The sequence below is a fragment of the Nocardioides ungokensis genome (assembly GCF_013466985.1).
GTDB lineage: Bacteria > Actinomycetota > Actinomycetes > Propionibacteriales > Nocardioidaceae > Nocardioides > Nocardioides ungokensis.
Genome location: NZ_CP059164.1, coordinates 4,215,826 through 4,234,198, shown reverse-complemented (window position 1 = coordinate 4,234,198; position 18,373 = coordinate 4,215,826). Strand labels below are relative to the sequence as shown.

Genomic DNA, 18,373 nt, shown 5'->3' with positions numbered 1-18,373 from the left:
GGGCGAAGCCTCGTCACCATAGCCTCAGAAATCACACCAGTAACACCAGTTCCGGCTAACTACAGATCTGTAATTCGTGCCGGGTGGGCCGTCCGGCTCTCTGACGCGCCCCGGCCCGTTCCGCCACGAGTAGCCCCCGAGTCGGCGCAGGTTGACGGGGTGGGGACGCCGAGTCGGCGCAGGTTGACGGGGTGGGAACGCCGAGTCGGCGCAGGTTGACGGGGGAGGGCGTCAACGAGCGCCGACTCGGCGGTGTGGTGGGCGTCAACGAGCGCCGACTCGGCGGGGGTCAGGCGGCGTCGGCGAGCACCGGCTCCGGCTCCACCTCGGCGACCGCGGTCTTGCGCTGCGGACGGAGCACGAAGGTCGCCACCAAGAACGCGACCGCCGCGAACGCGGCCGAGGTGAGGAACGCCGCCCGGACACCCGGCACGAACTCACCGGGGACCGCGCCGGCGGCGTACACCGAAACGATCGCCGCGACGCCGACCGCGCTGCCCAGCTGCTGGGTGGTCTGCAGCAGGCCGGAGGCCGAGCCGGCGTGCTCGGGCTCGACACCGCCGAGCACGGTCGCGGTGATCGGCATGAAGACGAAGCCGGTCGCCAGGCCCGCGATCAGCATCGGCCCGAACACCGCGCCGAGGTAGGTGTCGGTGGTGCCGATCCCACTCAGCCAGGCGTAGCCGACGACCATCGACGCGGTGCCGATCATCATCATCGTGCGCGGGCCGAGGCGGCCGATCAGCCACGGGGTGACCCGCGACATCGCGAAGATGCCCAGGCTGAACGGCAGGAACGCGAAGCCGGACGCGAGCGGGCCGAAGCCGAGGACGCGCTGGACGTACTGCACGACGAGGAAGAACATCGACAGGTTGGCGCCGATCACCAGCGCCATCACAGCCAGGGCGCCGACCCGGCGGCGGTTGCGGACCAGGTGCGGCTGGACCAGCGGGTGCGGGTGCCGCACCTCGGTGCGCGCCAGCACGGCGAGCAGGGCCAGGCCGATCGCGAACCCGGCGAGGGTCCGCGGAGAGGTCCATCCGTGCTCGGGCGTCCCGATCAGGGCCCAGACGATGGAGACCGCACCCAGGGTGGCGGTGGCCGCGCCGACCAGGTCGAACTTGCCGGGGCGCCGCGGGGTCTCGTCGACGAAGCGGCGCGCGAGCAGCAGCACCGCGATGCCGAGCGGCACGTTGATGAACAGGGTCCAGCGCCAGGAGCCGACATCGGTCAGCAGGCCGCCGAGCAGCAGCCCGATCGAGGCGCCCCCGGAGGAGACGGCGCCGAAGAGCGCGAAGGCCCGGTTGCGCGCGGCCTCGTCGGGCGCGCTGGTGGTGAGCAGGGCGAGCACGCTCGGGGCGGCCATCGCCGCGCCGACGCCCTGGAGGGCGCGGGCGGCGACGAGCTGGCCCGGGGTCTGGGCGAGGCCGCCCAGCGCCGAGGCGAGGGTGAAGAGGGCCAGGCCGATCTCGAAGAGGCGCAGCCGGCCGCGGACGTCGCCGAGCCGTCCGCCGAGGAGCAGCAGACCGCCGAAGGTGAGCGTGTAGGCGTTGAGGACCCACGACAGCGACGCCGGCCCGAAGCCGAGGTCGGTGTCGATGCGGGGGAGTGCGACGTTCACGACCGTCGCGTCGAGGACGAGCATCAGCTGAGCGACCAGCACGATCGCGATCCCGGTGGCGGCGCGGCCGGCGTTCGGCGGCAGCTCGGTAGGGGTGGTGCTGGGCGAGGTTGTGGTGAGGGATGGAGACATGGAGAGTCAGTCCTGTTCTGGTCTTGCCGACCGACGTAGACTTAGCGGAGAATGACTCCGGTTCGGGATCAACAGTAGCGGAGACTGTCTCCACTTAGCAAGGGGTGTGTGCAATGCGTGCCGACGCCAAGCGCAACCGCGACCGCCTCATCGAGGTGGCGCGCGAGGTCTTCCGCGAGCACGGGTACGACGCGTCCCTCGACGAGGTCGCCAAGCGGGCCGGAGTCGGGGCAGGCACCCTCTACCGGCACTTCCCCACCCGGGATGCCCTGCTCGACGCGATCATGCAGAGCTGGGTGGACCGGGTGAACGAGGGTACCGAGAAGGCGCTCGCCTTCGAGGGCCCCGACCGCGAGCTGCTGATCGGCTGGCTGGAGACCTACGCCGCCCTCATCTCCCTGCACAAGGGCGGCCCCGCCAAGATCACCTCGGCGATGGGCGACCCCGACTCCCCGATCCAGACCAAGTGCCAGGTGCTGGTCGCCGCCAGCCAGCGCGTCATCGACCGGCTCGAGGCCGACGACGCCCTGCGCCCGGGCGTCAGCGCCCTCCAGGTCGGCCAGCTCGTCGGCGGCGTCGCGACCGTCGCGGACAACGCCGGTGCGCCGGTCAGCGCCGTCCGCCCGCTGCTCGAGATCGTCGCGGACGGCCTCCTCCGCTGAGGCCACCGATTCCGGGGGCGTACGCCGAGTCGGGTCCGGCCGGTGACCGCCGGTAGATTGGCGACCGTGCCCGAGACCGTCAGCACCGCCCGCCAGGTCCGCCTCGACACCGTCGCCGTCGCCAAGGACGACCCCCACCACGAGCAGCCGTGGGCCGACCTCGGCCTGAAGGCGGACGAGTACCAGCGGATCCGCGAGATCCTCGGCCGCCGCCCCACCAGCTCCGAGCTCGCGATGTACTCCGTGATGTGGAGCGAGCACTGCTCCTACAAGAGCTCCAAGGTGCACCTCAAGCAGTTCTCCGAGATCCCGCAGGAGACGCCCGCCGGCAAGATGCTGGCCGGCATCGGCGAGAACGCCGGCGTGATCGACGTCGGCCAAGGCTACGCCGTCACGTTCAAGGTCGAGAGTCACAACCACCCGTCGTACGTCGAGCCCTACCAGGGCGCCGCGACCGGTGTGGGCGGCATCGTCCGCGACATCCTGGCCATGGGGGCCCGGCCGGTCGCGGTCATGGACCCGCTTCGGTTCGGCCCGCTCGACGCCCCCGACACCCATCGGGTGCTGCCCGGGATCGTCGCCGGCGTCGGTGGCTACGGCAACTGCCTCGGCCTGCCCAACATCGGCGGCGAGGCGGTCTTCGACGAGACCTACCTCGGCAACCCGCTGGTCAACGCGCTCTGCGTCGGCGTGCTCCGGCACGAGGACCTGCACCTCGCCAAGGCGTCCGGGGTCGGCAACCAGGTGATCCTGTACGGCGCCCGCACCGGCGGCGACGGCATCGGCGGCGTCAGCGTGCTCGCGAGCGAGACCTTCGACGCGGACGGTCCGGCCAAGCGGCCCAGCGTGCAGGTCGGCGACCCGTTCATGGAGAAGCTGCTCATCGAGTGCACCCTCGAGATCTTCGCCGCCGGCCTGGTCGCCGGCATCCAGGACCTCGGCGGCGCCGGCCTCTCCTGCGCCACCTCGGAGCTCGCCTCCGCCGGCGACGGCGGCATGCACGTCGAGCTCGACCGGGTCCCGCTGCGCGACTCCACCCTCGCGCCGGAGGAGATCCTGATGAGCGAGTCGCAGGAGCGGATGATGGCCGTCGTCGAGCCCGGCGACGTCGACGCGTTCATGGCGATCTGCGCCAAGTGGGACGTCGAGGCCGTCGTGGGGGCGAGGTGACCGACACCGGGCGGCTGCACATCGACTGGCACGGCGAGCGGGTCGTCGACGTACGCCGCGGACGGTCGCCCACGAGGGCCGACGTACCAGCGCCCCTACGCCGCCCCGACTGGCAGGACGCCCTGCAGGCCGACGTCGCGGGAGAAGCTCCCGCGCCCCGCGACCGGCGAGGAGCTGCGCGACACGCTGCTCCGCCTGGTCGCCTCGCCGAACCTGTGCGACAAGTCGTGGATCACCGACCAGTACGACCGCTACGTGCGCGGCAACACCGTGCTCGCGCAGCCCTCGGACAGCGGCATGGTGCGCGTCGACGAGGCGACCAACCTCGGGTCGCGGTCTCGACCGACTGCAACGGCCGCTTCGCCAAGCTCGACCCGTACGCCGGGGCGCAGCTGGCCCTGGCCGAGTCCTACCGCAACGTCGCCACCGGTGGTGCCACCCCGCTGGCGATCTCGGACTGCCTGAACTTCGGCTCGCCCGAGGACCCGGCGGTGATGTGGCAGTTCGCCGAGGCCTGCCGCGGGCTGAAGGACGCCTGCGTCGAGCTCGGCATCCGGTCACCGGCGCAACGTGAGCCTCTACAACCAGACCGGCGAGACCGCGATCCTGCCGACCCCGGTCGTGGCCGTGCTCGGCGTGATCGACGACGTGACCCGCCGTACGCCCTCGGCGTGGGCGGCGGCCGGCGAGCGGGTCTTCCTGCTCGGCGAGACCCGCGAGGAGCTGTCCGGCTCGGAGTGGGCGAACGTCGTCCACGGGCACCTCGGCGGTCTGCCGCCGCGGGTGGACCTGGCCGCCGAGAAGGCGCTCGCCGAGCTGCTCCGCGAGGGCGTCGGGCTGCTCACCAGCGCGCACGACCTCTCCGACGGTGGCCTGGGCCAGACGCTGGTCGAGGCGGCTCTGCGCCACGACGTCGGCGTGAGCGTCTCGCTGCCCGGCGATGCCTTCGTGGACCTGTTCGCGGGAGTCGGTCGGGCGGGTGCTGGTCACGGTGGCTCCGGGCGACGAGGACCGGCTGGCCGAGCTGGCCGGGCGCCACGGCGTACCCCTCACCCCGCTCGGCGCGACCGGCGGCGACTCCGTGGACGTCGACGGGCAGTTCTCCGTGCCGCTCGCCGAGCTCCGCGCGGCCTGGACCGCCACCCTCCCCGCCGCTCTCGCCTGACCCGGGTCGTGTGCCCCAGCGCGCGCCGGGGCGCGTCTTCAGGCACACGAGCCGACGTGAGCCGGCGCACGCTGCTGGCGATCGGCGCGTTGGGTGCCGTCGGGCTGCTCGCCGCTTGCGAGGATGAGGCCGTGACCGACCCGCGCAAGATCACCTACGGCGACGACCCCAGCCAGTACGCCGAGCTCTCGCTGCCCGACGGCACGCCGCGCGGGGTCGTGGTGGTGATCCACGGCGGCTTCTGGAAGGCGGCCTACGACCTCTCCTGGGCCGTCCCCTCGCGTCGAGCCTGGTCGACCAGGGCTGGGCCGCGTTGAACCTCGAGTACCGCCGGGTGGGTCCCGCCGCGTCCGGAGGTGGCGGCGGCACGCCCACCACCCTCGACGACGTGGCGGCCGGCATCGACCGCCTGGCCGACCTCGATCTCGACCTGTCGACCGTGGTCACGCTCGGACACTCCGCCGGCGGCCACCTCGCGACCTGGGCGGCCTCCCGTGGCCGCTTCGAGCGCTGGGTCGACGGGGTGGACGTCACCGCCGTCGTCTCCCAGGCAGGCGTGCTGGACCTGCGGGCGGCGTACGACGAGGGGCTGGGCAGCGGCGCCGGTCGAGGCGTTCCTGGGCCACGCCCCCGGACCCGGCGACGCCCCGGCGGACCCGCAGCAGCAGGTCCCGCTCGACGTACCGGTCTGTGTGCGTGCACGGCGGCGCCGACGACATCGTGCGATCAGCCAGTCCCGCGGCTACGTCGCGGCCGCCACCGCCGCGGGCGCCCGGGCCGAGTTGGTCGAGGTCGAGGGCGACCACTTCACCGTCATCGACACCGGCTCCGACGCCTGGAAGCGCACCCTCGCGATCCTCGACTCCCTCGCCTGACGACCGCTGAGCTCGGGGACTACCCGCTCGGCGTCAGAGCAGGCCCTCGCAGAGGTGCTCGGCGATGGCGAGCGAGGAGGTGGCGGCGGGCGACGGGGCGTTGCGTACGGCGGTGACCGGGCCCAGCCGGCTGATCCGGAAGTCGTCGACGAGGGTGCCGTCGCGGTCCAGCGCCTGGGCCCGCACACCGGCGTGCCGCCCGTCGACGTCGGCGGCGGTCAGCTCGGGCAGGTAGCGGCGGGCGCCGGCGACGAAGGCACGCCGCGACAGTGAGCCCCGCATCTCGGTGACGCCCATCCGCCAGTGCTGGCGGGCCAGCCGCCGGAACCCCGGCCAGGCCAGGGTCTCGGCGAGGTCGCGGACGACCAGGTCGCTGCGCCGGTAGCCCTCGCGGGCCGTGGACAGCACGGCGTTCGGTCCGATGTCGACCGTGCCGTCGACCCGGCGGGTGAAGTGGACGCCGAGGAACGGGTAGCGCGGGTCGGGGACGGGGTAGACCAGCCCGTTCACCAGGTGCGCGCGGTCGGGACGCATCGTGAGGTACTCCCCGCGGAACGGCACGATCGCCGGCCCTCGTCGTCGCCCGCCAGCCGGGCCACGCGGTCCGACTGCAGGCCGGCGCAGACGACCAGGCGGTCGAAGGTGTCCGGCGTTCACCGGCCACGACGCGGACCACGTCGCCGTCGCGGGTGATCGAGGTGACCGGGTGCCGAGCAGCAGGGTGCCGCCGGCGGCGACCACGTCGTCGGCGTACGCCCGGGTGACGGCGACGAAGTCGACGATCGCGGTCGAGGGGGAGTGCAGGCCGGCGACACCGTGGATGTGCGGCTCGTGCTCGCGGATCTCCTCCGGTGAGAGCCTCCGCAGCCCGGGCACGCCGTTGTGGCGGGCGCGCTCCTCGATGTCGCGCAGCCGCGGCACCTCCTCCTCGGTCACCGCGACGACGGTCTTGCCGCACTCGACGTAGGGGATGCCGCGGTCGGCGCAGTACTCCTTGAGCAGCCCGATCCCACGCCGGCACAGCCGCGCCTTGAGGGAGTCCCGCGGGTAGTAGAGCCCGGCGTGCGCGACCCCGCTGTTGTGGCCGGTCTGGTGGCTGCCGACGCTGGGCTCCTTGTCGAAGACCGTCACCTCGACGTCGGGGCGCGTCCGCTGCAGCTGCCGGGCCACCGCGAGCCCGATGATCCCGGCGCCCACCACGCCGACACGCGTCTCTCCCGTCACGCGGACGAGGGTACGGCGCGGGCCTCCGAGGGGGCGTCGCAACGACCGGCGCCTACCGAATCGTGGGGGTGCGGCCGCTCAGCGCCCGGTCGTCACCTCGAAGACGCGACGGCGCCCGGCGCGGGTCGACGGCGTACGCCCGCGAGTGGCCGGCCGCGTGGTTACGGACCTTCGACCCTCCCACCACCCCTGCCACTCGTGGCACCGTGGGGCGCGTCCGCCGTCGACGAGAGGTCCGCATGCCCATCTTCACCCGCCGGAGCGAGCCGTCAGCCGACCGGGCGGCGCCCACCGTCCTCGACGATGCCGAGGTCGACCGGCTCGACCGCTGGTTCCGCGCCGCCAACTACCTGGCCGTCGGCCAGATCTACCTGCTCGACAACCCGCTGCTCGAGCGGCCGCTGGTCGCCGAGGACATCAAGCCGCGGCTGCTCGGCCACTGGGGCACCACGCCGGGGCTCAACCTGGTCTGGACCCACCTCAACCGGCTGATCCGCCAGCGCGACGTCGACGCGATCTTCCTCGCCGGACCCGGTCACGGCGGGCCGGCCGCGGTCGCGAACGCCTGGCTCGAGGGCACCTACAGCGAGGTCTACCCGTCCATCGGGTGGACCGCGACGGGATGCGCGGGCTCTTCCGGCAGTTCTCCTTCCCCGGCGGCATCCCCAGCCACGTGGCGCCGGAGACCCCGGGCTCGATCCACGAGGGCGGCGAGCTCGGCTACGTGCTCTCCCACGCGTACGGCGCCGCGATGGACAACCCCGACCTCGTCGTGGCCGCCGTGGTCGGCGACGGCGAGTTCGAGACCGGACCGCTCGCGGCGTCGTGGCACGCGAACAAGTTCGTCGACCCGGTCCACGACGGGGCCGTGCTGCCGATCCTTCACCTCAACGGCTACAAGATCGCCAACCCGACCGTGCCGGCCCGGATCCCCCGCGAGGAGCTCGAGAGCCTGCTGCGCGGCTACGGCCACGAGGTCCTCACCGTCGAGGGCGACCAGCCGCGCGACGTGCACCGGCAGCTCGCCGCTGCGCTCGACCGCGCCCACGACACGATCCGCGACATCCAGGCCGAGGCGCGCGAGGCCGCCGAGGACGGCCGCAGCGTCGAGCGCCGGCCCTGGCCGATGATCCTGCTGGTCACCCCCAAGGGCTGGACCGGCCCGGCGCGGGTCGACGGCGTCCAGGTCGAGGGCACCTGGCGGGCGACCAGGTGCCGCTGGCCGGGACCCGGGAGAACGACGGGCACCGCGCGATCCTCGAGGAGTGGCTGCGCTCCTACCGGCCCGAGGAGCTCTTCGGCCCCGACGGGTCGCCGCGGGAGGACCTGCGCGAGCTCGCACCCGTCGGCGTACGCCGGATGAGCGCCAACCCGCACGCCAACGGCGGCCTGCTTCGTACGCCGCTGCGGCTGCCCGACTTCCGCGACCACGCGGTGGAGGTCACCGAGCCCGGCGGCTCGATCCACGAGGCGACCCGGGTGCTCGGCCGCTACCTCGTCGACGTGGTGCGCGACAACGACTCGACGTTCCGGATCTTCGGGCCCGACGAGACCGCGTCCAACCGGCTCGACGCGGTCTACGAGGTGACCGACAAGGTGTTCGCCGGCGAGATCCGTGACCTCGACGAGCACCTCGCGCACTCGGGGCGGGTGATGGAAATCCCTCCGAGCACACCTGCCAGGGCTGGCTCGAGGGCTACCTGCTGACCGGCCGGCACGGGCTCTTCAGCTGCTACGAGGCCTTCATCCACCTCGTCGACTCGATGTTCAACCAGCACGCGAAGTGGCTCAAGACCACCCGCGACCTGGCGTGGCGGCCGCGCATCTCGAGCCTGAACTACCTGCTCAGCTCGCACGTGTGGCGTCAGGACCACAACGGCTTCTCCACCAGGACCCGGGCTTCATCGACCACGTCGTGAACAAGAAGGCCGAGGTGGTCCGCGTCTACCTGCCGCCGGACACCAACACCTGCTCTCGACGATGCAGCACTGCCTGGGTAGCCAGCACTACGTGAACGTCGTCGTGGCGGGCAAGCAGCCGTCGTTCGACTGGCTCGACGCCGAGTCCGCCGACCTGCACTGCGCGCGCGGCGTCGGCATCTGGGACTGGGCGTCGAACGACGAGGGAGACCCCGACGTGGTCATCGGGTGTGTGCCGGCGACGTGCCGACCCTGGAGGCGCTGGCGGCGGTCTCGATCCTGCGCGAGCACCTGCCCTCGTTGAGGATCCGCTTCGTCAACGTGGTCGACCTGATGCGGCTGCAGGACGAGAAGGAGCACCCGCACGGCCTCTCCGACCGCGACTTCGACACGCTCTTCACCACCGACAGGCCGGTGATCTTCGCCTACCACGGCTACCCGTGGCTGATCCACCGGTTGACCTACCGGCGCACCAACCACCACAACCTGCACGTGCGCGGCTACAAGGAGGAGGGCACCACCACCACGCCCTTCGACATGGTGATGATGAACGAGATCGACCGCTACCACCTGGTCATGGACGTCATCGACCGGGTGCCCGGCCTCGGCTCGCGCGCCGCGCTGCTGCGCCAGCAGATGGGCGACACCCGCCGGCGCGCCCGGGAGTGGACCCGCGAGCACGGCGACGACCTGCCCGAGGTGCGGAGTGGAGCTGGAGCGAGCTGTCCTCGCCGAGGCACGGGCACTCCCCGTCGACCACCGCCACCGCCCTGGGGCCCGAGCACGGGTGAGGCCGCCCAGATGTAACGCGGTGTCCACGGCTCCAGTGCGGTGCTGCAACCCCGCGCCGGTGACGTGGACACCGCGTTACAAGCGGCCGGCCAGCACCGCCGCCGCCTGGCGCGCGATCGACAGCTCCTCGTTGGTGGGCACGACCAGGACGGCCACGGGGGAGGAGTCCGTCGAGACGAGGCGGGCCCCGACGTCGTCGGACGAGTTGCGGGCCGGATCGACCTCGATGCCCAGCGCGGACAGGCCGTCGAGGGCGTCGGCGCGCACGCGAGCCACATGCTCGCCGACCCCGGCGGTGAAGACGACCGCGTCGGCGCCGCCGAGGACGGCGAGGTAGGCGCCGACGTACTTGCGCAGCCGGTGGCAGTAGACGTCGTACGCCGTCCGCGCGGCCTCGTCACCCGCGTCCACCGCCGCGAGCAGGTCACGGAAGTCGTGGCGACCGGCCATCCCCTCCAGGCCGGAGCGGTGGTGCAGCAGGTCCTCCAGCTCGTCGAGACCGAGGCCCGCGTGCCGCATCAGGTGCAGCAGGATCCCGGGGTCCAGGTCGCCGGCCCGGGTGCCCATCACCAGGCCCTCCAGCGGCGTGAGCCCCATCGAGGTGTCGACCGGGCGGCCACCCCGGACCGCCGCCGCCGATGCGCCGTTGCCGAGATGCAGGACGACCAGGGACAGCACTTCCGGCGCGCGCCCCAGCAGCGCCGCCGCCTCGCCGGCGACGTACTCATGGCTGATCCCGTGCGCGCCGTACCTGCGGACCTCCTCGCGCTCGAGCAGCGCCCGGTCCACGGCGTACGTCGCCGCGGCCGGCGGCAGGTCGGCGAAGAAGGCCGTGTCGAACGCCGCGACCTGAGGGAGGCAGGGGTACGCCGCGCGGGCGCTGCGGATGCCCTCGACCGCGGGCGGGTTGTGCAGCGGGGCGAGCCGCGCGAGGTGCTCGATCTCGGCGAGCACCGCGTCGTCGACCAGGTGTGCCCGGGTGAGCCGGGGCCCGCCGTGGACCACCCGGTGGCCCACCGCGCGCAGGTCGCGCTCGCCGATCCCGGACCCGTCGAGCGCGTCGTGGACGGCCGCGAGCGCGGCCAGGTGGTCGTCGGCGTCGAGGTCCCGGTCCGACGTGCCTCCCGGGTCGCGGTGGGTCAGCCGCGCCGCACCGCTGCCGATCCGCTCGACGATGCCCTGCACGGGCGCCGCGCCGGAGGCAGGGTCGACGACCTGGTACTTCAGCGAAGAGGAGCCTGCGTTGAGCACCAGCACCTGTCCTGGCCCAGACACCACCGCGGCCTCCCTCGTCGTGGGCCCACGGTACGACGGGGAGGCCGCTGGGGGCCGGAGGTGGGACGGCTCAGGCCGCGACGGGCTCCGGCTGCCCGGCCAGCTCGGCCTGCCACACCCGCGGGTGCGGCACGGCGCGGACGCTGCGGGCCAGGGTCGGGAGCAGCGCCACGGCCGCGGTCAGGATCGCGAGCGCGGCGACGGCGGTGGGTCCGCCCAGGCCGCTGAGCAGGAGGCCCCCGACGACGGGCGCGAGCGGCATCACCGACATCGAGAGGAACTGGGTCGCGGAGGTGACCCGCCCCACGAGGGGGTCGGGGGTCAGCGCCATGCTGTAGGCGCTGATGCCGGCGTTGCCGGCCGGGTTGAGCAGCAGGCCCGCGAAGAGGGCGGCACCCACCGCCACCGGGTTGTTCCAGAACACCAGGGGCACCAGCAGCGGGACGAAGCTCCAGGCGATGAGGACCGTCAGGCGGCCGGTCGCGAGGCGGTCGATGATCGTCGGTGCGGCGATCGCCCCGAGGATGCCGCCGATCCCGGCCGCGGTGGACACGAAACCGATCTCGGCGGGGTGGAAGCCCGCCTTGACCAGCCGCATGATCGCGACGAAGAACACGGCGTTGATCGTGAGGTTGGCCATCGCCGACCAGGCCAGGAGCGTCCGGAAGAAGGGCCGTCCCGCGATGAAGCGGACCCCCTCGGCGATGTCCTCCCCGGGCGAGGGGCGCGCCCCCTCGTGGGGTGCGGGCGAGAGGTCGGCATGGATCCGGCCGAGCATCACCCAGGAGAAGGCGAAGCTGATCGCGTCGGCCGCGAAGGGCAGCCATCGGGTCACGCCGTACAGCAGTCCGCCCAGGGGGCCGCCGAGCAGCTCGGCGACGTGCTGGCGGGCCTGGTTCTGGCTCAGCGCCGTGGACAGGTGCTCGGTGGGGACCACAGTGCGCACCGAGGAGCGCTCCGCCGGCCCGAAGACGCCCGCGCAGATCCCGGTCAGGAACGCGACGACCACCAGGTGGGAGATCGTCAGGTGCCCGAGGATGCCGGCAGCGACCAGCGAGCCGTAGAGCACCGCGCCCGCCACGCTGGCGGTGCGCATGATCCGGCGGCGGTCGTGCCGGTCGGCGAGGACGCCCCCGGGGAGCAGGAAGCCGACCATGCCGAGGAGGTGGGCCGCCTCCACGACGGCGGCAGCGAGGGCCGAGTGGGTCAGCCCGTAGGCGAGCAGCGGGAACACAAACATGCTCATGCTGCTGCCGAGGGCGGACACGGTCTCGCCGATCCACAGGACGGTGAAGTCGTGGTTGCGGGCCAGGGTGCGGTATCCGGTCATGTTCCGCACCATAAGTTGCGCAACAATCAATGCGCAAGTGTTATTGCGCAATTGATGGTGCGCATTCGCGGTACGCTGCCGTCATGGCGATCTACGACGACCCGCGGATCCTGCGTGCGGTCGCCCATCCCACCCGCAACCGGATCCTTTCCGAGCTGTTCGCGGCCGGGACGCTGCGCGCGGCCGACATCGCCCGCGAGCTCGGCATCCCCGCCAACCAGGCCAGCTTCCACCTGCGCCAGCTGGCGAAGTACGGCCTGATCGAGGAGGCCCCCGACGAGGCCCGCGACCAGCGGGACCGGGTGTGGCGGCTCGCCGACGCCGACGGGATCAGCTTCCGCACCCGCGACATGCTCGAGCAGCCCGGCGGGCGGGCGGCCTACGCGGTGTTCCAGCGCAACGCCGGGGCCTGGGGGCACCACCTGGTCGACCGGGCCCTCGCGTCCGACCCGGGGAGCAAGATCCACAAGTCGGTGTCGGAGTGGGCCCTGCGGCTCACTCCCGAGGAGTCCGACGAGCTGCTCGCGGAGATGTCCGACGTCGTCGAGCGGTGGCGCCGCAAGACCCAGGACGGCGGGGAGGGGCGGCTGACGTACTCCATCTACCAGCTGATCCAGCCCTACCCGGGCCCCGACCCCGACGAGGGCGACGACGCGGTTTCCTAGGATCGACGCGTGCCCTCCCGACTCCGTCCCGCCGACCCGGCCGCGGTCGCCGACGCCCGTGCCCGTCTGGATGCCGGGGAGTCGGCGCCGGCCGACCTGCGGCTGCTGACCAAGCACTACCTCGCGCTGCTCGAGTCCCGAGCGCCGGGCAAGTCGGTCGAGGTCCGCGTCCCGCCGTACGCCGCGGTCCAGGTCGTGGAGGGCGTGCGCCACACCCGCGGCACCCCGCCGGCGGTCGTGGAGATGGACGCCGAGACCTGGATCGCGCTGGCCACCGGCGTCCTGGACTGGCCGGTCGCGGCCGACTCCGCACGGGTCCGCGCCAGCGGCGAGCGCGCCGACCTCGCGCCGTACCTCCCGCTGGGGTGAGACCCGCGCGCGCCCGATTAAGGTGACCGCCATGACGAGCGTCGACGACATCAGGGCCCGCGTGACCGAGATCCTGCCCGGCATCCGCCGGGACCTGGAGGACCTGGTCCGGATCGAGTCGGTCAGCGCCGACCCGGCCCGCGCGAGCGAGGTGCAGCGCAGCGCCGAGGCGGTGGCCGAGCTGTTCCGGGCCGAGAAGTTCGAGAGCGTGGAGATCGTGAGCGCCGACGGCGGCGCCCCCGCGGTGATCGCCCACAAGCCCGGGCCCGAGGGCGCGCCCACGGTGCTGCTCTACGCCCACCACGACGTCCAGCCGGAGAACGACCACGCCGAGTGGGACTCGCCGCCGTTCGAGCCGACCGAGCGCGACGGCCGCCTGTACGCGCGCGGCGCCGCCGACGACAAGGCCGGCATCGCGGCCCACCTCGGCGCCCTGCGGGTCCACGGCGACGACCTCCCGGTCGGCGTCACCATGTTCATCGAGGGTGAGGAGGAGGTCGGCTCGGAGACCCTGACCGCGCTGCTCACCGAGCACCGGGACAAGCTCAGCGCCGACGTCATCGTCATCGCCGACTCCGGCAACTGGGACATCGGCGTGCCGGCCCTGACCACCAGCCTGCGCGGCCTGGTCCGCGTCGACGTCGAGGTCCGCACCCTCACCCACGCCGTGCACTCCGGCATGTGGGGCGGCCTGGTGCCCGACTCGCTGATCACGCTCTCCCGCCTGATCGCGAGCCTGCACGACGACCGCGGCAACGTGGCGGTCCAGGGCCTGCACAGCGGCCCGGCCGCCGACGTCGAGTACCCCGAGGAGCGGCTGCGCGCCGAGTCCGGCGCGGTCCCGGGCATCGAGTGGATCGGCGAGGGGACGACCGTCGAGCGGCTGTGGACCAAGCCGTCGCTGAGCATCACCGGCCTCGACGCCCCCAAGGTCGACGGCGCCAGCAACACCCTGGTGGCGGCGGCCCGCGCCAAGATCTCGATGCGGATCGCCCCCGGCGACACCACCGAGAACGCCCTGGCCTGCCTCACCGCCCACCTCGAGTCCCACGTGCCGTGGGGTGCGGAGCTCGAGGTCACCGTCGTCGACACCGGCGAGGCCACCCAGATCGACGCCACCGGCCCGGCGTACGACGCGGCGCGTGGCGCGTTCACCGAGGCCTGGGACGGCACCGAGCCCGTCGACATGGGCGTCGGCGGCTCCATCCCGTTCATCGCGGAGTTCCTCGAGACGTTCCCGCGGGCCAGCGTGCTGGTCACGGGCGTCGAGGACCCCGACACCCGCGCCCACGGGGCCAACGAGGGCCTGCACCTCGCGGAGTTCGAGCGCGTCGTCCTCGCCGAGGCGTTGCTGCTGCACAACCTCGGCAATCTCTGACCGTCCCGGCTCCGAACTCAGGCCGTGCGCGCCGAGACCCTGGCCTTCCTCGCCGGGCACCGGCGCGCCCGGCTCGAGGCGCTCACCGACCGGCTGGTCGCCACGATCGAGGCGAGCAACCCCGGCTACCGCGCGACCCGGCTGGTGCCGCACGACGACCTGTGGGAGTCGTGCCACGACAACATCGCGCGGGTGCTCGAGCTGCTGGCCGCGGCGGTGGCGGGGTCGACCCCGGCCGCTGCCGCCTGGCCTGCCGGGGCCGAGGCCGGCGACGCGGCGTACGACGCGGCGCGCGCGACCGGGCACCGCAGGGCGGAGCAGGGGCTGCCCCTCGACGACGTGCTGCGCTCGTTCCGGATCGGCGGTCGGCTGATCTGGGACGACCTGGTCGAGCAGGCCCGCTCGGCCCTGGACGCCGAGGAGCTGCGCGAGGTCGGCACCCGGCTCTGGGAGGTCGTCGACGAGACCTCCGCGCAGGTCGCCGCGGCCTACCACCTCGCCGAGCGGGCCGCCGTCCGCGCCGACGAGCAGCTGCGCGCGGAGCTCTGGGAGGGTGTGCTGAGCGGGCGGGCCAAGGAGCCGGGCTTCGCGCACGAGGCCGCCCGGATCCTCGACGTCCCCGTCGCCGGTGACTACCTGGTCGTGCTCGGAGACCGCCTCGACGCGGCCGGTCTCGAGGCGGCGCTGGCGCCCCGGCCCTCGGTGTGGGTGCGCCGCACCGGCGGGGTCGTCGGCCTGGTCTCGCTCGGCGGCCGGGCGGCCGACGGGGTCCTCGCGGTGCTGCGCGACCGTGCCGAGGGGACCACGGCCGTCTCCGCGGTCGTCGCGGGCCTCGCCGGCGTCGACGCCGGCATGCGGCAGGCGTCGCTGGCGCTCCGGACGCTCGACGGCGAGCCCGGACTGGCGGCCTTCGACGACCGGCTGCCCGAGGCACTGGTGCTGACCTCGCCTGAGGTGGCCGGCCGCCTGGTCGCCGTCTGGCTCGGCCCGCTGCTCGCACTGCCGCCGGCCGACCGGGCGCCGCTGATCGAGACGCTGCAGGCGTGGGTCGCGACCGGTGGGTCGACCACCCACACGGCGGCCCGGGTCCACTGCCACCGCAACACCGTGATCAACCGGCTGCGGCGGGTCGCCACGCTCACCGGTCAGGACCGGTTCGACGGCGTTCCCCCGCTCGAGCTCGGTCTGGCGCTCCGTGCCCTCGGCGCCGGCGCGCACCGCTGACCTGTCCTCCCGGCGCGCTGGTCGGCCAGCGGTGGGTGGGCCACCGTTCCGCGGCTGGATCCGGTGCCTGGCTCACCGCCCCCGGGGGACGGGGTCACCTGGGTGTGCACTCTGCACAATCGGCCCCCGCGAATCGTGGGCACCCCGGGCATGGCGCGCCGGAGTGACGGCTGTCACGCTGGGCCCGGGAGGGAGCACGACGTCCCGGGCACGCCCGGGACCCATGCTCTGGAGGTAGGACGCATGACCGCGTACGCCCACGACCGCATCGGACAGGAGGACCCCGCTCCGTCCGGGGTTCGGCGCCGCAGCTTTCTCGGGTACGTCCTGGGCGGGGCCACGCTGGTCGCCGCCGCGGACCTCGGGCTCGTCGACCGCGCGTCGGCGGCCCCCACGGCGCCGCAGCCCGCGGAGCTCTACGACCTCAACGACCTGCTCACCGACTCCTGCCGGCCGACCGCGAACCTGATCACGGTCACCGTCCACGAGGACGGGACGGCGTCGTTCGCCCTCCCGCGGATGGAGGTGGGCAGGGGATCACCACGTCCTCGGCGATGCTGATCGCCGAGGAGCTCGAGCTCCCCATCCACAAGGTCCACGTCACGCTGGCCGAGGCCCGGCCCGAGCTGGCGTTCAACCAGCTCACGGGCGGTTCCAACACCACGATCTCGACCTACACGCCGATCCGGGTCGCCGCCGCGGTCGCCAAGGCCGCGCTGCTCGACGCGGCCGCGATCGTGCTCGGCGACACGGTCGACAACCTCCGGGCCCGTGGCGGGGTGATCCAGGCCCCCGACGGCTCCAGCGTCACGTACGGCGAGCTCGCCACGAAGGCCGCCAGCGTGACCACGAAGGCCGTCGACGTGCAGCTGAAGGACACCAGCGCGTTCCGCGTGATCGGCGTCGGCCACAACCGCGTCGACGCGCTCGAGGCGGTCACCGGGCGCAAGGAGTACACCACCGACCTGCAGGTCAAGGGCGCCCTGCCGACCATGGTCTGCCGGGCCCCCACGCTCAACGGCACGCCGAAGCGACTGCGCAACCGCGCGGAGATCCTGGCGATGCCCGGGGTCGCAACGTCGCGGTCGTGGACACCGGCGTCGCCGTGCGCGCGGAGACGTTCGGCCAGTGCATCGACGCGATCCGCGCGATGCGGGTCGACTGGAACGACGGCCCGGTGGCCGGACAGTCCGACGGCGACATCGTCAAGGAGCTCAGGGCGGCCGAGGTCGCCCTGCCCGCCCCGCCGGACAACCCGCTCGCGGAGACGATCGAGCACGACTTCCTCTTCTACTTCCGCAGCAACTCCGCCATGGACACCAACTCCGCGGTCGCCGACGTGCGCACCGACCGGGCCACCGTCTGGGCCGGCCTCAAGTCGCCGATCACCGCCCAGGAGCGGATCGCGGAGCAGCTGGGGATGACGCCGGACCAGGTCACAGTGCACGTCGTGCAGGGTGGCGGCTCGTTCGGCCGCCGGCTGTTCTTCGACGGCGCTCTCGAAGCGGCCACGATCTCGCAGGCGATGGGCAAGCCGGTCAAGCTGATGTGGCACCGGGCCGACGACGCCCGGGTCGGCCGGGGTCACCCGATGGCGACGAGCCGGGTCCGGGTCACCCACGCCGGCGGCGAGGTGCTGGCCTTCCAGCAGGCGCACACGAGCGTCGAGACCGACTTCCGGCACGGGCTGGGCGAGATCATCAGCGCCATGGCCGCCGACCTGCCGGCGGGCATGGGCAACCTCGGGTACGCCGAGACGATCTTCGCGCTCACCCAGGAGGTCCCGTACGACTTCGGCGTGGTCTCCCAGACGCTGACCGAGACCGACGAGCGGTTCAACACCGGGTCGATGCGCAACATCTACTCACCCGACGTCCGCACCGCCGGCGAGCTCGTGGTCGACCAGCTCGCGGCCGCGCTGAAGCAGGACCCCTACGAGTTCCGCAAGGCCAACCTGCGCAACGACCGGGTGAGGGCGGTGCTCGACAAGGTCGCCACCGAGGGGCAGTGGGGTCGCCCGATGCCGAAGGGCACCGCGCAGGGCATCGCGATCCACAAGGAGTACAAGGGCGCCAGCGCCTGCCTGGTGGAGATCGACTGCCGACCCCGGACCGTCGATCGCGACATCCGCGACGGCGTCGGCGGACCGCGGGTCACGAAGGTCGTGCACGCCATCGACGTCGGGCTGGTGGTCAACCCGCGCGGCCTCGAGGCCCAGATGCAGGGCGGCATCAACGACGGCATCGCGCTGGCGCTCACCTCCAGCCTGCACCTGCGCGACGGCCACTTCCTGGAGGCCAGCTGGGACAACTACTTCTACACGCGGCAGTGGAACACCCCGCCCGAGGTGCAGGTCTTCGTGATGCCCTCCGACAGCGGCCAGCCCGGCGGCGCCGGCGAGGCCGGGGTCGCGGCCACGTTCGCGGCGGTGGCGTGCGCGTACGCCCGCGCGACCGGCACCGTGCCGGCGTACTTCCCGATCAACCACCGCGACCCGCTGCAGTTCACCCCGAAGCCGGTCGTCCCCCCGATCCCGCAGTCGCCCACCAACGGGCTGAAGCTCACCTACTGA

The 18,373-nt window shown here is 73.2% G+C and carries 16 protein-coding genes and 4 pseudogenes; 16 read left to right on the top strand and 4 right to left on the bottom strand.

Translation table 11 applies throughout. From position 1 onward, the window contains the following. Positions 1-289 precede the first annotated feature (289 nt). Positions 290-1,753 (bottom strand): MFS transporter, encoded by a 1,464-nt coding sequence (locus tag H0S67_RS21020; RefSeq protein ID WP_180934638.1) that lies wholly within the window; start codon positions 1,751-1,753, stop codon positions 290-292. Positions 1,754-1,866: 113 nt separating this feature from the next. Here H0S67_RS21020 and H0S67_RS21015 point away from each other — a divergent pair, with 113 nt between their 5' ends. The 4 genes and pseudogenes from H0S67_RS21015 to H0S67_RS28515 all read left to right on the top strand — a co-directional run bounded on the left by H0S67_RS21015 (position 1,867) and on the right by H0S67_RS28515 (position 5,741). Continuing rightward, positions 1,867-2,415: a TetR/AcrR family transcriptional regulator gene (locus H0S67_RS21015; protein WP_180934637.1), complete on the top strand. Its 549-nt coding sequence runs from the start codon at positions 1,867-1,869 to the stop codon at positions 2,413-2,415. A gap of 66 nt (positions 2,416-2,481) precedes the next feature. Next, positions 2,482-4,750 (top strand): annotated as a pseudogene (gene purL / locus H0S67_RS27620) (phosphoribosylformylglycinamidine synthase subunit PurL). Between the two features lie 56 nt (positions 4,751-4,806). After that, positions 4,807-5,067: a hypothetical protein gene (locus H0S67_RS27615; protein ID WP_219635371.1), complete on the top strand. Its 261-nt coding sequence runs from the start codon at positions 4,807-4,809 to the stop codon at positions 5,065-5,067. A 17-nt stretch (positions 5,068-5,084) separates the two neighbouring features. Beyond that, a complete protein-coding gene (locus H0S67_RS28515; protein WP_425489949.1) occupies positions 5,085-5,741 on the top strand; it encodes an alpha/beta hydrolase family protein in 657 nt (218 codons plus the stop codon). On the opposite strand, the gene H0S67_RS21000 is transcribed toward H0S67_RS28515, so the two are convergent. Continuing rightward, positions 5,659-6,849, bottom strand: a complete 1,191-nt coding sequence (locus H0S67_RS21000) for an FAD-dependent oxidoreductase (protein WP_246354932.1) — start codon at positions 6,847-6,849, stop codon at positions 5,659-5,661. The genes H0S67_RS28515 and H0S67_RS21000 overlap by 83 nt on opposite strands. A 239-nt stretch (positions 6,850-7,088) precedes the next feature. Here H0S67_RS21000 and H0S67_RS28510 point away from each other — a divergent pair. The 5 genes and pseudogenes from H0S67_RS28510 to H0S67_RS26090 all read left to right on the top strand — a co-directional run. Beyond that, positions 7,089-8,181: pseudogene (locus H0S67_RS28510) on the top strand (phosphoketolase family protein); the annotation flags it as partial. Positions 8,182-8,208: 27 nt separating this feature from the next. Then, the gene (locus tag H0S67_RS27005; RefSeq protein ID WP_281369053.1) at positions 8,209-8,556 is read left to right on the top strand and encodes a hypothetical protein; all 348 of its coding nucleotides are present in this window, start codon (positions 8,209-8,211) and stop codon (positions 8,554-8,556) included. Then, positions 8,550-8,863: pseudogene (locus H0S67_RS27000) on the top strand (hypothetical protein). Before H0S67_RS27005 ends, H0S67_RS27000 begins: the two are co-directional and overlap by 7 nt. Beyond that, on the top strand, positions 8,860-9,072 hold the full coding sequence (locus tag H0S67_RS26095) for a phosphoketolase family protein (protein WP_246354930.1): 213 nt from the start codon (positions 8,860-8,862) through the stop codon (positions 9,070-9,072). Before H0S67_RS27000 ends, H0S67_RS26095 begins: the two are co-directional and overlap by 4 nt. Then, entirely contained in the window at positions 9,012-9,575 is a 564-nt protein-coding gene (locus H0S67_RS26090) for a phosphoketolase family protein (RefSeq protein WP_246354929.1), read from the top strand. The genes H0S67_RS26095 and H0S67_RS26090 overlap by 61 nt, the downstream gene beginning before the upstream one ends. A gap of 60 nt (positions 9,576-9,635) precedes the next feature. Here the strand turns inward: H0S67_RS26090 and H0S67_RS20990 are convergent, their stop codons facing one another. Next, a complete protein-coding gene (locus tag H0S67_RS20990) occupies positions 9,636-10,835 on the bottom strand; it encodes an acetate kinase (protein ID WP_180934636.1) in 1,200 nt (399 codons plus the stop codon). A gap of 70 nt (positions 10,836-10,905) precedes the next feature. After that, a complete protein-coding gene (locus H0S67_RS20985) occupies positions 10,906-12,165 on the bottom strand; it encodes an MFS transporter (protein WP_180934635.1) in 1,260 nt (419 codons plus the stop codon). A gap of 83 nt (positions 12,166-12,248) precedes the next feature. Here H0S67_RS20985 and H0S67_RS20980 point away from each other — a divergent pair, with 83 nt between their 5' ends. The 7 genes and pseudogenes from H0S67_RS20980 (at position 12,249) to H0S67_RS26075 (ending at position 18,373) form a co-directional block, all read left to right on the top strand. Beyond that, positions 12,249-12,830, top strand: a complete 582-nt coding sequence (locus H0S67_RS20980; RefSeq protein WP_180934634.1) for a helix-turn-helix domain-containing protein — start codon at positions 12,249-12,251, stop codon at positions 12,828-12,830. Positions 12,831-12,839: 9 nt separating this feature from the next. After that, complete coding sequence (locus H0S67_RS20975) at positions 12,840-13,199, top strand: sterol carrier family protein (protein WP_180934633.1); 360 nt, start codon at positions 12,840-12,842, stop codon at positions 13,197-13,199. A 31-nt stretch (positions 13,200-13,230) separates the two neighbouring features. Next, positions 13,231-14,577, top strand: coding sequence for a dipeptidase (locus H0S67_RS20970; RefSeq protein WP_180934632.1), 1,347 nt, complete (start codon positions 13,231-13,233; stop codon positions 14,575-14,577). A gap of 24 nt (positions 14,578-14,601) precedes the next feature. Then, positions 14,602-15,801, top strand: coding sequence for a PucR family transcriptional regulator (locus tag H0S67_RS20965; protein WP_180934631.1), 1,200 nt, complete (start codon positions 14,602-14,604; stop codon positions 15,799-15,801). A 243-nt stretch (positions 15,802-16,044) separates the two neighbouring features. Then, entirely contained in the window at positions 16,045-16,362 is a 318-nt protein-coding gene (locus H0S67_RS26085; protein ID WP_246354928.1) for a hypothetical protein, read from the top strand. After that, positions 16,356-16,634: pseudogene (locus H0S67_RS26080) on the top strand (molybdopterin cofactor-binding domain-containing protein); the annotation flags it as partial. The gene H0S67_RS26085 and the pseudogene H0S67_RS26080, both read left to right, overlap by 7 nt. A gap of 254 nt (positions 16,635-16,888) precedes the next feature. Further along, on the top strand, positions 16,889-18,373 hold the full coding sequence (locus H0S67_RS26075) for a molybdopterin cofactor-binding domain-containing protein (RefSeq protein WP_246354927.1): 1,485 nt from the start codon (positions 16,889-16,891) through the stop codon (positions 18,371-18,373).

What these genes read in the sequence shown, in the direction of transcription:
- H0S67_RS27005 (WP_281369053.1), top strand. Translation starts at nt 8,209, where the DNA reads ATGAGCGCCAACCCGCACGCCAACGGCGGCCTGCTTCGTACGCCGCTG.
- H0S67_RS20970 (WP_180934632.1), top strand. Translation starts at nt 13,231, where the DNA reads ATGACGAGCGTCGACGACATCAGGGCCCGCGTGACCGAGATCCTGCCC.
- H0S67_RS21020 (WP_180934638.1), bottom strand. Translation starts at nt 1,753, where the DNA reads ATGTCTCCATCCCTCACCACAACCTCGCCCAGCACCACCCCTACCGAG.
- H0S67_RS21015 (WP_180934637.1), top strand. Translation starts at nt 1,867, where the DNA reads ATGCGTGCCGACGCCAAGCGCAACCGCGACCGCCTCATCGAGGTGGCG.
- H0S67_RS20980 (WP_180934634.1), top strand. Translation starts at nt 12,249, where the DNA reads ATGGCGATCTACGACGACCCGCGGATCCTGCGTGCGGTCGCCCATCCC.
- H0S67_RS20985 (WP_180934635.1), bottom strand. Translation starts at nt 12,165, where the DNA reads ATGACCGGATACCGCACCCTGGCCCGCAACCACGACTTCACCGTCCTG.
- H0S67_RS26085 (WP_246354928.1), top strand. Translation starts at nt 16,045, where the DNA reads ATGACCGCGTACGCCCACGACCGCATCGGACAGGAGGACCCCGCTCCG.